Origin of the sequence: Nocardia sp. 2TAF39, from assembly GCF_052114905.1 — a bacterium.
Lineage (GTDB): Bacteria > Actinomycetota > Actinomycetes > Mycobacteriales > Mycobacteriaceae > Nocardia.
The window spans coordinates 23,557-36,342 of the sequence record NZ_JBFRFQ010000007.1; the positions used below are offsets into that span (position 1 = coordinate 23,557).

At 67.3% G+C, this 12,786-nt stretch carries 12 protein-coding genes and 1 pseudogene; 6 read left to right on the forward strand and 7 right to left on the reverse strand.

Annotation, left to right across the window (positions count from 1 at the left end; all coding sequences use genetic code 11):
- Nucleotides 1–104: 104 nt before the first annotated feature.
- The gene (locus AB4Z47_RS06300; RefSeq protein WP_441948596.1) at nt 105–1,010 is read left to right on the forward strand and encodes an alpha/beta fold hydrolase; all 906 of its coding nucleotides are present in this window, start codon (nt 105–107) and stop codon (nt 1,008–1,010) included.
- Nucleotides 1,007–1,654: a TetR/AcrR family transcriptional regulator C-terminal domain-containing protein gene (locus AB4Z47_RS06305; RefSeq protein WP_441948598.1), complete on the forward strand. Its 648-nt coding sequence runs from the start codon at nt 1,007–1,009 to the stop codon at nt 1,652–1,654. The genes AB4Z47_RS06300 and AB4Z47_RS06305 overlap by 4 nt, the downstream gene beginning before the upstream one ends.
- A 23-nt stretch (nt 1,655–1,677) precedes the next feature.
- On the opposite strand, the pseudogene AB4Z47_RS06310 reads toward AB4Z47_RS06305, so the two are convergent.
- The 4 genes and pseudogenes from AB4Z47_RS06310 to AB4Z47_RS06325 all read right to left on the reverse strand — a co-directional run.
- Nucleotides 1,678–2,052, reverse strand: a pseudogene (locus AB4Z47_RS06310) (nitroreductase family deazaflavin-dependent oxidoreductase); the annotation flags it as partial.
- A gap of 71 nt (nt 2,053–2,123) precedes the next feature.
- Nucleotides 2,124–2,981, reverse strand: a complete 858-nt coding sequence (locus tag AB4Z47_RS06315; RefSeq protein ID WP_441948599.1) for an alpha/beta hydrolase family protein — start codon at nt 2,979–2,981, stop codon at nt 2,124–2,126.
- A 48-nt stretch (nt 2,982–3,029) separates the two neighbouring features.
- Nucleotides 3,030–3,662, reverse strand: a complete 633-nt coding sequence (locus tag AB4Z47_RS06320; RefSeq protein ID WP_441948601.1) for a TetR/AcrR family transcriptional regulator — start codon at nt 3,660–3,662, stop codon at nt 3,030–3,032.
- Nucleotides 3,663–3,971: 309 nt separating this feature from the next.
- Entirely contained in the window at nt 3,972–4,769 is a 798-nt protein-coding gene (locus AB4Z47_RS06325; protein ID WP_441948602.1) for an HAD-IIA family hydrolase, read from the reverse strand.
- Between the two features lie 345 nt (nt 4,770–5,114).
- Between AB4Z47_RS06325 and AB4Z47_RS06330 the strand changes: the two genes are divergently transcribed.
- A complete protein-coding gene (locus AB4Z47_RS06330; RefSeq protein WP_441948604.1) occupies nt 5,115–5,804 on the forward strand; it encodes a ZIP family metal transporter in 690 nt (229 codons plus the stop codon).
- A gap of 31 nt (nt 5,805–5,835) precedes the next feature.
- Here AB4Z47_RS06330 and AB4Z47_RS06335 read toward each other — a convergent pair whose 3' ends face one another.
- On the reverse strand, nt 5,836–6,288 hold the full coding sequence (locus AB4Z47_RS06335; protein ID WP_441948606.1) for a MarR family winged helix-turn-helix transcriptional regulator: 453 nt from the start codon (nt 6,286–6,288) through the stop codon (nt 5,836–5,838).
- 124 nt (nt 6,289–6,412) lie between these two features.
- Between AB4Z47_RS06335 and AB4Z47_RS06340 the strand changes: the two genes are divergently transcribed.
- Nucleotides 6,413–7,408: an SMP-30/gluconolactonase/LRE family protein gene (locus tag AB4Z47_RS06340; RefSeq protein ID WP_441948608.1), complete on the forward strand. Its 996-nt coding sequence runs from the start codon at nt 6,413–6,415 to the stop codon at nt 7,406–7,408.
- A gap of 88 nt (nt 7,409–7,496) precedes the next feature.
- Here AB4Z47_RS06340 and groL read toward each other — a convergent pair whose 3' ends face one another.
- Both groL and AB4Z47_RS06350 read right to left on the reverse strand, forming a co-directional pair.
- Complete coding sequence (groL, locus tag AB4Z47_RS06345; RefSeq protein WP_441948610.1) at nt 7,497–9,122, reverse strand: chaperonin GroEL; 1,626 nt, start codon at nt 9,120–9,122, stop codon at nt 7,497–7,499.
- Nucleotides 9,123–9,348: 226 nt separating this feature from the next.
- Nucleotides 9,349–9,642 (reverse strand): hypothetical protein, encoded by a 294-nt coding sequence (locus tag AB4Z47_RS06350; protein ID WP_441948612.1) that lies wholly within the window; start codon nt 9,640–9,642, stop codon nt 9,349–9,351.
- A 206-nt stretch (nt 9,643–9,848) separates the two neighbouring features.
- On the opposite strand from AB4Z47_RS06350, the gene AB4Z47_RS06355 reads away from it, so the two are divergent.
- Complete coding sequence (locus tag AB4Z47_RS06355) at nt 9,849–11,906, forward strand: NAD(+) synthase (protein ID WP_441948614.1); 2,058 nt, start codon at nt 9,849–9,851, stop codon at nt 11,904–11,906.
- A gap of 60 nt (nt 11,907–11,966) precedes the next feature.
- Nucleotides 11,967–12,641, forward strand: a complete 675-nt coding sequence (locus AB4Z47_RS06360; protein ID WP_441948616.1) for a suppressor of fused domain protein — start codon at nt 11,967–11,969, stop codon at nt 12,639–12,641.
- Nucleotides 12,642–12,786 lie beyond the last annotated feature (145 nt).

The window sequence follows — 12,786 nt, forward strand, 5'->3', positions numbered from 1 at the left end:
CGGAGATCGAGTGTGTTCGAGACCTGTGGACCTCTACTGATCTCCATATCTACTGTGTAGACTTCATCTACAACGTAGATATCGAGTCCAGGGGAGCGATTCTCATGACAGGAACCGCCGCAGTGCGGATGGTGGATGTGCCCGACGCCAGGCTGCACACCGAAGCAGCGGGGACCGGTCCGGTCTTGGTGCTCATCTCAGGCGGTGGTGGCGACGCAGGAATGTACGAGCAGGTCGTCCCACTGCTCGCCGAGCGCTATACCGTGCTCACCTTCGACCGGCGTGGCAACTCGCGCAGTCCGTTCACCGGACCTACCGCCAGGATCGATCCGGCGACGCAGGCGGACGACGTCGTCGCGGTCCTGGACGCCTATGATGTCGAGCGCGCCCATATGTTCGGCAACAGCGGGGCCGCGATCATCACTCTCGAGCTGCTCGCGCATCACGCCGACCGCGTGCTCGACGCGGTAGTACACGAAGCACCGCTCGTGCAGCTCCTGCCGGAGGATAGTCCGGCACGACAGGAGATCGCGCGGATCGGCGAGCTCGCTGTGGAGCGAAGTCCGATGCGGGCGTTCGCCGCCTTCGGCGCGATGACCGCACCACACCTGCCCGCAGCGCTGCGTTCGTCGTTCGGCCAGGCAGTTCTGGCCGGAGCGGGTCGATCGGCCGTGACGGTCGGCTCACTCGTGCACCGGGTGACCCATCGGCGGCCCGCAACGATGACGCGCATGCTCGGCAACACCGATCTGCTGCTGCGGCGAGAACTTCCCGCCTTCTGCTTCGACCACCGCCCGGATCTCGCGGCGCTACGCAGCGTTGACGTGCCGTGGCGCCTGGCCGTCGGAACCGAAAGCGCCGGGCGTCCGTACTACGTCGCCACCGAGGCGCTTGCCGCCGAATTGGGCAGGCAGATCACCGAATTCCCAGGCGGACACGTACCGTTCCAGTCGCAGCCCGCGGAATTCGCCGAGCACCTGACGGCTGTCCTCGACGACATGGTCGTATGAGCCCGGGAACGCGGCGTCCTCGCCCGACCACGCGCACCACGTTGAATCGCGACTACATCGCCACCGTGGCACTGAGCGTGATCGACGAGACCGGGCTGGAGGGCTTCACGATGCGCAAACTGGGCGCGGCGCTGGGCGCTGACCCGATGGCCGCCTACCGGCACTACACCGACCAGCAGGATCTCTTCGACGGTATCGCGGCCGCCATGTTCGTCGAGCTGGACATGGAAACGCTGCCCTGGCACGAGCATTGGCGCGACCTCATGGGCGCCTACGCGCACCGGCTGCGCTCGACGCTGCGGCGACACCCGAATGCCGTGCCGGTGTTCGCGACCCGGCCGGTGCGTAGTAAGCAGGCGATCGAGACCGGCAACCGGATGGTGGAACATCTACAGGAAGCGGGATTCGCTCCCGTGGTCGCGGTGCAGTTCGCCCGCTGCCTGCGCGAATACGTGATCGGCCACATCCTCGGCCATGCCGTGGGCGCCGTCGCCGCCCAGCGCAGCAAGAAACCGGAATCGGGTGCGCCAGAGTACAACTCGCTTGCCGCAGCCGCTGATGCCGCCGCGGGCGTCGATCACTTCGAGATCGGCCTCGATGCGATGCTCGATGGATTCGGGCGTCACCTGGGCGGCGGATCCTGAACTCGGCGCGACCGACCGCGAAGTCAGTCCCGAGACTCGCTCGCGGCCGGGACGAGCACGAACACCGGGATCTCCCACGGCACCGCCACCGCGAAATCCGCCAGGAACGGCGTCACCGCCACCTGCTTGTCCCACAGCCGCTGCCGGTCCGCGCCCTGAGCCAGTTCGGCGACCACAGGCAGTGATTCGGTACCTATCTCCACGGTCGCCGCGGGATCGGCGAGCAAGTTGTAGTACCAGCCGGGACGATTCGGCCGACCGCCGTTGGCGGCGTATACCACCACGCGGTCGCCGTCGCGCTGATAGCCCAGCGGTCAGGTGCGCTGCTCGCCGCTGCGGGCGCCGGTCGTGGTGAGCAGCAGCAGGTTCACGTTCGCGAACTGCCCGCCGACCTTCCCGCCCCGGCGTGGAACTCCGCGACGATTTCCCGATGCTGTTGCTGCCGTCGCTCATTCGACATCGGGACAGCCTAACGATCGCGCAGCCACTTCTCGATCTGGTCGACCGTGCTGGTGCACTGCCGGATCCAGCCGTTGTGGCCCAGCTCCTCCGGCTGCCGCCACCGCGTCACCTCCGCGTTCGGCAGCTTCTCCAACAGATGATCGGCGGAGCTGGGCGGCGTGAGATCGTCGCCGGTCATCGTGATGGACAGGACGGGCAGCTTCAGCCGCGCGATCCGCTCCTCGTAGTCGATGTCCGCGCCCACCGGAACGAACCGGCCGGTGCGCGCCAGCCTCGCCCAGTCCGAGATCAGCACCTTGGACTGGCGGCCGAAACCCATCGAGATCCGGTCGCCGGGCCAGAAGCCCGCCAGGTTCGCGGTCAGCGAGATCGCCGCCGTCCCGAACAACATGCCAGGCCCCGAAAATCCGGGGTAGCCACGGTAATACGGAGTGCCCGATGCGATCAAAATCAGCCCGCCGAGCCTGCTACGGATGCGCGCGGCGTACATCACGGCGAGCTGTCCGCCCATGCTGTGGCCGAGCAGATACGGCGTGCTGTCCGGGAATTGGTCGCGGACCACCTCGAAGATCGCCGGGAAATCGACCGAGACCAGCTCGTGGTAGCCGAAGGTGCTGGCGGAACTCGGCTTCGGCTTGCTGTCACCGTTGCCGCGCAGCTCGCCGATGGCCACATCGAACCCGCGCGCCGCCAGATCCGACGCGAACAGTTCGTAGTACCCCGCCGGAACACCGAGTCCAGGCACGATCACCAGGACCGGGCGCGGCGCGTCCGGCCTGACCGGATGCCGGTGCACGCCCTCGGCCGGGATCAGCCGAACCGGCACGGTGCTGCCATCCGGCATCTGGATCGGAACTGTCTGCATGTGCGCACGCTACCGTGCCGGCCGTGCCCCGTAGTGCACGCTCACGCGCTACGCGCCGACCGCGCCGATGATCACCCTGCTCAACACCCGGATCACGTCATCGAGCGGTGGGCGCGGGTCCGCACCGCTCCACGAGTCCACCACGCAGTTGACAGCGCCGATGATCGCGTGCACCCGCATCTCGTAGTCGCCGGTCGGGATCTCGCCGTGCCTGGCCGCGTCCTCGGCTGCGCTCGCCAGCAGCGAGCCCCACACCCGGCGCTGCTCGAGGCGGTACTTCTCCACCTTCGGGCCTGCACCGACGACTTCGACCAGCGCGACACGCGCCTTGCGCGGATCGGATCCGATGGATTCGACATAGGCGCGAACGGAGGCGTCGATGATGTCGAGCGCGCCCACGTCGGACGTCGCGTCCAACGCCTTCGTCACAGCGTCGCGCGACTCCCGGTCGATCTGCTCGTAGAGCTCTAGGAGTAAGGACTCGCGCCCGGTGAACTCCTCGTAGAACTGCCGAGAGGAGAGACCGGCGTCCTTGCAGATGGCGCCGACCGAACTATTGGCGTAGCCGTCGCGCGCGAAGACCGTCAGGCCTGACTCCAGAAAACGCGCACGCCGCTGACGTTGCCGGTCCTCTACGGGTTGCCCGGCATACATTCGACCCGTATTCGCATCCTGTGACATTGGGCCAGACAATACAGAACGGCCCCATCCTATCGTCAGGGATCGGGCCCTTCGTTACAACGTTCGGCCGACACCGAGTTAGCCGAAAGTTGGCCAAGCGGTTACCCACTCGGCGGATCAGGCGCATTGCTCTGCCCATGCAGTAGTGCGCAAACAACCGCGCTCGACGAAAATAAGCCTTCGGCTACTCCAATCCGACCGTGTGACTGACTGTTTGCCGAAACGGACGATATTCAGACCCTACACGGCTGCTGCTGATTTTAAAGGGAGTATATAGAATTTTTTGGCACACACAGTCCTGTTCGCCGGTTACGGTCGGTTCGCCAGGCCGGCAAGCAAAGCGGGCAACGCGGCCACCGAGTCGATGACGTGGTCGGGTGCGCCAGCCGATGCGTCGAGCACCTCGGCTCGGAATTTTCCGGTGCGCACCAGTACGCCGGTCAGCCCGACCTCCTGTGCCGCAAGCACATCCGAATGCAGGTCGTCACCGATCATCAACACCTCCGACGAGTCGAGCCGCATCAGTTCCGCACAGGTGCGGAAGCCAGGGGCAGCGGGCTTGCCGACCACTTCGATGCGCGCGTTGCCCGCCGCCTCCAGGCCGGGCAGGTAGGCGCCCGCGTCGATGCGCAGTCCGTCGGCCGTCGCCCAGGTGAGCCCGCTGTGCATGGCCACGACGGGGACGTCGTTCAGCATCAGCTCAGCCACTCGGCTCAGCGCCCGGTGCGTGAATTCCGCTCCCGCGCCGCCGATTACCACTACATCCGGATGGTCGTCGTCGAGCGTCAGACCGGTGAGGTCGGGGCCGATGTCGCCGTGGTTCAGCACCCAGACGGCCGCGCCGGGGTAGCGGCGGCGCACGAACTCGGCGGTGAGCCGCGCCGCGGTGACGATCTCGGCCGGGTCCACCTCGATTCCGATGGCGCACAGGCGTTCCGCGATCTCAGCGCAGGTCCGCGACGTGGTGTTGGTGAGAAATGCCCGGCGCAAACCGGTTTCGCGGACCCGCCGCACCGCGGCGGCGGCGCCGTCGATCTCCTGCCAGGAGGTCACCAGCACGCCATCGATGTCGTAGAGCACGCCTCGGACCAGACCACGGTCAGACATGGTTTCAGCGTACGACCGACGGCGCTTCGCCACCTGGCGGCGACGCTGGCATGTTTCGCTGTGCGGTACCCAGATGCCGCGGGTCTGGTCGCGACGGTTGCACTCGCCGGCAGACAGCGCGCCCTACCGGTCCGCACCGAGACCGGTCGCGGTGTATGGCCCAACCGGCGCCGCCACCACCTTGAACGAGCGCCTCTCAACCACGACGGCGCTACCAGCACACCATCCCGGGCACGCATCGACACTTCCGGCCCCACCGAAGCGCTACCGGCCCCAACGAGCCGACCAGGGTCCGTTTCTTTGCTGACCGGGGCGGTGCATTTGCTCTGACCTAGGGTGATCCCCATGCTGACCGCGCTGCTCTACGGACTCGGGACGGCCGTACCACTCGTCGTCGGCGCCGGGATCGGCTTGCGATGGCAGCTGCCGACGGCGGTGCTCGCCTCACTGATGGCTTTCGGCGCGGGCACGATGATCGCCGCGGTGTCGGCTGAGCTGTTCGAGCCCGCATTCCACCAGGCGGGGGCGGCGATAGCCGGGCTCGCCCTGTTCGCGGGCGCCGGCGTCTACGTGGTGGCCAACCATCTCATCGAGAACAAATTGGGACCGCGCGCGCTCGGCTGGGCCCTGATGCTCGGCACGGTGCTCGACGGTGTTCCGGAGAACACCGCGCTCGGCGTCTCCCTCGCCGGTGGCGGCGGGCTGGTGCTGCTGGTGGCGGTGGCGGTCGGCAACGTCCCCGAGGCGATCAGCGGGGCCGCGCTGATGCGCGGCCAGCACGGGGTCGAACGCAGCCGCACCCTCTGGCTCTGGGCGATCACCGCCTTCGTGCTCGTGCTGGTCACTGTTCTCGGAAACGCCTTGTCGGACAATCTTTCCCCGACGCATATCAGCATCGTGCAGGCATTCGCGGGCGGCGCGACGATCGCCGTGCTCGCCGACTCGCTGATGCCCGAGGCCTACCGCGAGGGTGGCTGGTGGGTCGGAATAGCTACGGCGGCAGGCTTTCTCGTGGCCTTCGTGCTCGGCGGCTGAGCGGCCGGCGGACTTCGTCCTGCTGCGCCCGCTATGCGATCGGGTCGGGGCGGATCGAGTCGAGTTTGTCGGTGCAGCGGGTGAGCAGGTCTTGCAGGGTTGCCTGTTCAGCTGCGGTGAACTCTGTGGCCAGGGCGCGTTCGACACGGATGGCGCGGGCGTCCGCGTCCCGCATGACGGCCGCTCCTTTCTCGGTCAGCGCTGTCTCCAGGACGTTCTTGTGCCATGCGTGCGGGGTGCGTTCGATGAGGCCGCGGTCCTGCAGATTGCCGAGGACGGTGTTCATGGTGGGTGGGGTCACCCCGCAGAGCCGCGCGAGGGCTGCGGCCGAGATACCGGGGTTCTCGCTGAGGAACAGCAGCGCGGCGTACTGCGAGACGGTGATGCCCGCCGGTTTCAACGCGGCGTTCTTGGCCGTGTTCAGGGACTGCTCGGCGCGCTTGAGGTACGAGCCGATGCGTTCGGCGGCGGGCATGGACGTCATGACGGCATGGTATCTGCACGACCTATGATTAGGCTCTTGACTCTCATTAGAGTTCTAATCTATTTTCGAGTACACATTTCAATGTGACTACATTCGACTGCATGACCTCGAAGAGGTAGACCCGATGTCTCTCACACCGCCGCACCACCTCATGTCGGCCCTGGCCGCTGCGGTCGCCTGCACCGCACTCGCCGCCTGCGGCTCGACCGACGCACCCACCAGCCACGTCCACACCGCCTACGAACTACCCGGCGACCGCGCCTACCCGGAGGGCATCGCGGTGGATTCACGCACGGGAGAAACCTATGTGGGCTCCTACACCACTGGCGCCGTCTATCGAGCAACGCGGGATGCTCACCAGGCCGAGGTCTTCCTGCCGGAAGGCAGCAACGGCCACAAAACCGCCAACGGCTTGAAAGTCGACCGGCAGGGCAGGCTCTGGGTGACCGACTCGACCACCGGAGTCGCGGTGTACGACATCACGACCCGTGCGCTGCTTGCCGACTTCATCGTGCCCGGCGCAGGCCCGCGCTTCGTGAATGACCTCGCTATCGCACCGGACGGCACGGCGTACCTCACCGACAGCGCACGGGCGGTCATCTATCGCGTCACCCCCGACCAGCTGACCGCCGCCACACCGGGCGGACACAGCGAGCTGACACCGCAATTCGACTTGCGCACCGTCATCGAGCCGAGCGAGCCGGGCGGCTTCTCCCTGAACGGTATCGTCGCCGACCCGACAGGCCGATACCTGCTGACGGTCGATATGACAGGCGGCGATCTGTACCGCATCGCCCTGACTCCGGTGGCGAATCCGATCACCGAGGTGACCGCGCACGGCGGAGATTTCGCCAAAGGCGACGGACTCGAACTGCGGGACGACACGCTGTGGGTGGCCCAGAACACGATCGACACCATTGCCCGATGGACCGTCTCCGACGATGGCGCCACCGCCACTCAGGATCGCCGACTCACCGACCAATCCCTCGACATTCCCACCACCGTGGCCAGAGACGGCGACCGAACGCTCATCGTCTCCTCCCAGTTCGACAAGGGCGGCCCCATGGGCCCGGGCAGCCCGACAACTCCCTTCGCGGTCGTCACCATCGACGGAATCTGACCGAACCGCCATCCCCGAAATGCCGGAAGCCGGCCCACCCGAAGGTGGACCGGCTTCCGGTTCGAAAGGTCTTGCCGGGTGGCGGGACTCAGAAGTCCATGCCGCCCATGCCGCCGGTCGGGTCGGCCGCGGGTGCGGCGGCCTTCTCCGGCTTGTCGGCGACAACGGCCTCAGTGGTGAGGAACAGGGCCGCGATGGACGCCGCGTTCTGCAGGGCCGAACGGGTGACCTTGACCGGGTCGGCAACGCCGGCGGCCAGCAGGTCTTCGTACTCGCCCGAGTCGGCGTTCAGGCCGTGGCCCGCCGGGAGGTTCGAGACCTTCTCGGCGACAACGCCGGGCTCGAGGCCCGCGTTGAAGGCGATCTGCTTCAGCGGAGCCGACAGCGCGACACGCACGATGTTGGCGCCGGTGGCCTCGTCACCGGTGACCTTCAGCTCGTCCAGCGCCGGAGCCGACTGCAGCAGAGCCACGCCACCACCGGCGACGATGCCCTCTTCGACGGCAGCCTTCGCGTTGCGGACGGCGTCCTCGATGCGGTGCTTGCGCTCCTTGAGCTCCACCTCGGTGGCCGCGCCCGCCTTGATCACCGCGACACCGCCGGCCAGCTTGGCCAGACGCTCCTGCAGCTTCTCCCGGTCGTAGTCCGAGTCCGAGTTCTCGATCTCGGAACGGATCTGCGCGACCCGGCCCTTGATGGCCTCCGCGTCGCCCGCGCCCTCGACGATGGTCGTCTCGTCCTTGGTGACGACGACCTTGCGCGCCTGGCCGAGCAGCTCGACGCCAGCGGTCTCCAGCGAGAGGCCGACCTCTTCGCTGATGACCTCGCCACCGGTCAGGATGGCGATGTCGGCGAGCTGAGCCTTGCGGCGGTCACCGAAGCCGGGCGCCTTGACCGCGACAGACTTGAAGGTGCCACGGATCTTGTTGACCACCAGGGTGGACAGGGCCTCGCCCTCGACGTCCTCGGCGATGATCAGCAGCGGCTTGCCCGCCTGGATGACCTTCTCCAGCAGCGGCAGCAGGTCCTTGACGGTCGAGACCTTCGAGCCGACCAGCAGGATGTACGGGTCCTCGAGGACCGCTTCCTGACGCTCCGGGTCCGTGACGAAGTAGCCCGAGATGTAGCCCTTGTCGAAGCGCATACCCTCGGTCAGCTCCAGCTGGAGGCCGAAGGTGTTGCTCTCCTCGACGGTGATGACGCCTTCCTTGCCGACCTTGTCCATGGCCTCGGCGATCAGCTCACCGATGGACGAGTCGCCCGCAGAGATGCCCGCGGTAGCAGCGATCTGCTCCTTGGTGTCGATCTCCTTGGCGGTGTCGAGCAGCTTGGCGGTGACGGCCTCGACGGCCTTCTCGATGCCGCGCTTCAGGCCGAGCGGGTTGGCCCCGGCCGCGACGTTGCGCAGGCCCTCGCGCACCAGCGCCTGGGCGAGCACGGTAGCGGTGGTGGTGCCGTCGCCCGCGACGTCATCCGTCTTCTTGGCGACTTCCTTGACCAGCTCGGCGCCGATCTTCTCGTACGGGTCCTCCAGCTCGATCTCCTTGGCGATGGACACACCATCGTTGGTGATCGTGGGGGCGCCCCACTTCTTCTCCAGGACAACGTTGCGACCCTTCGGCCCCAGCGTCACCTTGACCGCGTCGGCGAGGGCGTTCAGACCCCGCTCGAGGCCGCGACGGGCCTCTTCGTCGTACGCAATTGTCTTGGCCATTGCGTTGAGATCCTCCACATGTATATGGGGCTGACACACAGAGCGACCGCAGGTTGGATCGCCCCATTTACGCTGGCCAGGTTCGGTGCCCGCGACGGACGACCGAGGGTGTCGATGGAACCCGGTCTCACCGTCCCGACCTGGCACTCACAGGTCGAGAGTGCCAAAGCCCTTTTTAGCACTCAGGGGTGGCGAGTGCAAGGTCACCCGCCGTCGCGGCAGCGGTCTAGGGACGGTCGTCGACACGGAGTACCAAGGCGACGAACGCGTCGGTGCGCCGTTCCTCCGGGGTGCGTGGCTCGCCGCCCTCCACGGTGACGAGTTCGGCGTCGTGCAACAACAGCTCCGCCTCCACCCGCATGATGGCGCGAATAAACGGCGGCGCCACGTCTGGAGGGAGGTCCCCGTTCACGATGTAGCTGCCGTCCGGCTGATACTCGGTGGACACATAAGACAGCGCACGCAGGAGATCAGCGCGCCGCTCCCCCGCAATCAGGTCGGAATCGGTGTCATCCGCCATTGCTATAGCTTAGCCGCCAGTGGTCCCCCTGCCCGGTTCGAACGATCCGACCCCCTCGCGCCCGAGCCGAACGCTTCGACAAAGCCACAGGTCACAGCGCTGTCGAGGCGAGAAGGGCACACGCGGTGCCGTGCCGACGTAGGCGACCCGGCGTAGATTCCGGATGGACCACGATCAGGTTCGCGTCGATCCCGAAGGGGGATGTGGTGGCCGAGGTGCCATTCGATTCGCTGTACCGACACGGGTTCGCGCGGGTCGCGGTGGCCGTGCCCAGGGTCCGGGTGGCGGATCCGAGCTACAACGCCGAGCAGACGCTGGAGCTGGCGGTGCGGGCGGCGGCGGCCGGAGTGGTGCTGACGGTGTTTCCCGAGCTGGGCTTGTCCTCGTATACCGCCGACGACCTGTTCCATCAGGACGCGCTGAACGCGGCGGTCGAGGCGGCGCTCGCGCGGGTCGTCGCAGCGAGCGCGGAGATCGACACGGTGCTCGTGGTCGGAGCGCCGGTGCGGTCGCAGGGCCGGCTGTTCAACTGCGCGATCGCGATCTGCCGCGGGGTCGTGCTCGGGGTGGCGCCGAAGAGCTACCTGCCGAACTATCGGGAGTTCTACGAGAAGCGGCAGTTCGCGGCGGCTCGGGAGACGCTGGAGGACCGCATCACGATCGCCGGGCAGCGGGCGCCGTTCGGGTCCGATCTGCTGTTCCGCGCGAGCAATCTGGACGGGTTCGTATTCCACCTGGAGATCTGCGAGGACGGCTGGGTTCCGCTGCCGCCCAGTGGTTTCGCCGCGCTGGCGGGTGCGACGGTGCTGGTCAACCTGTCCGCGAGCAATATCGTGATCGGAAAGGCAGATTACCGGCGGGCGCTGTGTACGTCGCATTCGGCGCGCTATCTCGCGACGTACCTGTACTCGGCCGCCGGACACGGCGAGTCGACCACGGACCTCGCTTGGGACGGACAGGCGCTGGTCTGCGAGAACGGCGACCTGCTCGCCGAGGGCGAGCGGTTCTCCGATCATCCGCAACTGGTCACCGCCGACCTCGATCTCCAACGCCTCACGGCGGATCGGCTGCGCACCACCAGCTTCGCCGACAACGTGCACGATCATCGGGAACGGCTGGTCGCGCTGCGACGCGTCGAGGTGGAGTTGCCGGTCCCCGACGGACCGGTCGCGCTGAAACGCGACATCGAGCGCTTCCCCTACGTCCCCGCCGATCCGGCGTTGCGCAACGAACGCTGCGCCGAGGTGCACCACATCCAGGTGGAGGGCTTGAGCACGCGTTTGCGCGCCACCGGATTATCGCGCGTGGTGATCGGGGTGTCGGGCGGGTTGGATTCCACCCAGGCGCTGATCGTGGCGGCCAAGACGATGGACCGGCTCGGCCTGCCGCGGGCGAACGTGCTCGCGTACACCATGCCCGGATTCGCGACAAGCACCAGGACCAGGACCGATGCGCACCGCCTGATGGACGCGCTCGGCGTGTCGGCGCGGGAGATCGATATTCGCCCTTCGGCCACCGTGATGCTCCGCGACCTGGGCCACCCGGCGGCCGACGGCGCGGAGCAGTACGACATCACCTACGAAAACGTGCAGGCCGGCGAGCGGACTTCGCACCTGTTCCGGCTGGCCAACCAGCACGGGGCACTGGTGGTCGGCACCGGCGACCTGAGCGAACTGGCGCTGGGTTGGTGCACGTTCGGCGTCGGTGACCACATGGCGCACTACAGCGTCAACGCCTCGGTACCGAAGACACTGATCAAATACCTGATCGCCTGGGCGGTGGACACTGCGCAGTTCGGACCCGAAGCGAGCGAGGTCCTCTCGTCGATCCTGCGGACCGAGATCTCGCCCGAGCTGATTCCGCACACCGATTCCTCGGCGCCGAGCCAGAGTTCGGAGGCCACGGTCGGCCCATACGAGTTGCAGGACTTCCACCTGTACTACCTACTGCGCTTCGGCTACCTGCCGAGCCGCATCGCCTACCTGGCCAGGCACGCCTGGTCCGACCCGCACCGCGGACGCTGGCCCGACCTCGTGCCCGCCGACCAGCGCAACGCCTACGACCTGGCCACGATCAAGCATTGGCTGGCCGAGTTCCTGCGCCGTTTCGTGCAAACCAGCCAGTTCAAGCGCTCGACGCTGCCGAACGCGCCGAAGGTCGGCTCCGGCGGATCGCTCTCGCCGCGCGGCGACTGGCGCGCTCCGAGCGACGCGTCGGCGGCGGCCTGGCTGGACGAGCTGGCCCGCAATGTTCCGGATTCCTGACCCAGTAAGGCATTCCGATGCCCCGGATGCGGGCCGGCGGCGCATGCCTATGGTGGCGGGGTGAGTGAAAAACCCGGCTGGGACGCCATCGACGGCGCGTTGCGGCCGCTGTACGGCGATATCGAGCCCTTCCACTGGGCGCCCGACCACCCATGGTCCCTCGGCGGACCCGACCCGCTCGACGGGATCAGCGCGTACTCCCGCACCGAGCCGGTGCCGCACTGGCACTACATCTGCTACGGAATGACCGAACTGTACGAGAAGGAGTGGGACAACCCCGAGGAATCCGGCTGGGGCTTCGAGTTCACCTTTCGCCTGGTCCGGAAGGCAGACGAGACCGAGCCGCCGGTGTGGCCGACGAACTTCCTGCAGAACCTGGCCCGCTACGTGTTCCAGTCCGGCAAGTGGTTCGAGCCGGGACACACGATCAAGGCGAACGGGCCGATCGCGACCGGCCGCGCGGAGTGCACGATCCACGCCGTCTGCTTCGCGGTCGACCCGGAACTCGGCGGCATCGATACCCCGCACGGCCGCGTCCGATTCCTCCAGATCGTCGGCCTGACCATGCCGGAATACCATGCGGCACAGGGCGGACACGCCCTCGAACTGCTCACCCGGCTGGACCCCCACCTCCCCCTGTACGTCACCGACATCCACCGCGACCCGCTGGTGTCCGAGCCGAAACCGCAGGCCCGCTGGCCGCGGTGGGGCGGAGGTCTGCGCGGGCGGATGTAGCGCGCAGTGCTCAGGCGGCTCGCATCGCACTGAACGGGACCGGAGCGCTCCGGCGGGCAATCCCGGCTCTGTGGGTGCGGAGCGCGCGTCGACGGCGCGCCCGTGCTGCGTGCGCGCCACGGAAGCCGTTGACGACGTTGCGGAT

Bases quoted from the DNA above. Each gene is read 5' to 3' on its own strand.
- groL (WP_441948610.1), bottom strand. From the start codon at position 9,122: ATGGCCAAGACAATTGCGTACGACGAAGAGGCCCGTCGCGGCCTCGAG.
- AB4Z47_RS06330 (WP_441948604.1), top strand. From the start codon at position 5,115: ATGCTGACCGCGCTGCTCTACGGACTCGGGACGGCCGTACCACTCGTC.
- AB4Z47_RS06320 (WP_441948601.1), bottom strand. From the start codon at position 3,662: ATGTCACAGGATGCGAATACGGGTCGAATGTATGCCGGGCAACCCGTA.
- AB4Z47_RS06350 (WP_441948612.1), bottom strand. From the start codon at position 9,642: ATGGCGGATGACACCGATTCCGACCTGATTGCGGGGGAGCGGCGCGCT.
- AB4Z47_RS06335 (WP_441948606.1), bottom strand. From the start codon at position 6,288: ATGACGTCCATGCCCGCCGCCGAACGCATCGGCTCGTACCTCAAGCGC.
- AB4Z47_RS06315 (WP_441948599.1), bottom strand. From the start codon at position 2,981: ATGCAGACAGTTCCGATCCAGATGCCGGATGGCAGCACCGTGCCGGTT.
- AB4Z47_RS06325 (WP_441948602.1), bottom strand. From the start codon at position 4,769: ATGTCTGACCGTGGTCTGGTCCGAGGCGTGCTCTACGACATCGATGGC.
- AB4Z47_RS06340 (WP_441948608.1), top strand. From the start codon at position 6,413: ATGTCTCTCACACCGCCGCACCACCTCATGTCGGCCCTGGCCGCTGCG.
- AB4Z47_RS06305 (WP_441948598.1), top strand. From the start codon at position 1,007: ATGAGCCCGGGAACGCGGCGTCCTCGCCCGACCACGCGCACCACGTTG.
- AB4Z47_RS06300 (WP_441948596.1), top strand. From the start codon at position 105: ATGACAGGAACCGCCGCAGTGCGGATGGTGGATGTGCCCGACGCCAGG.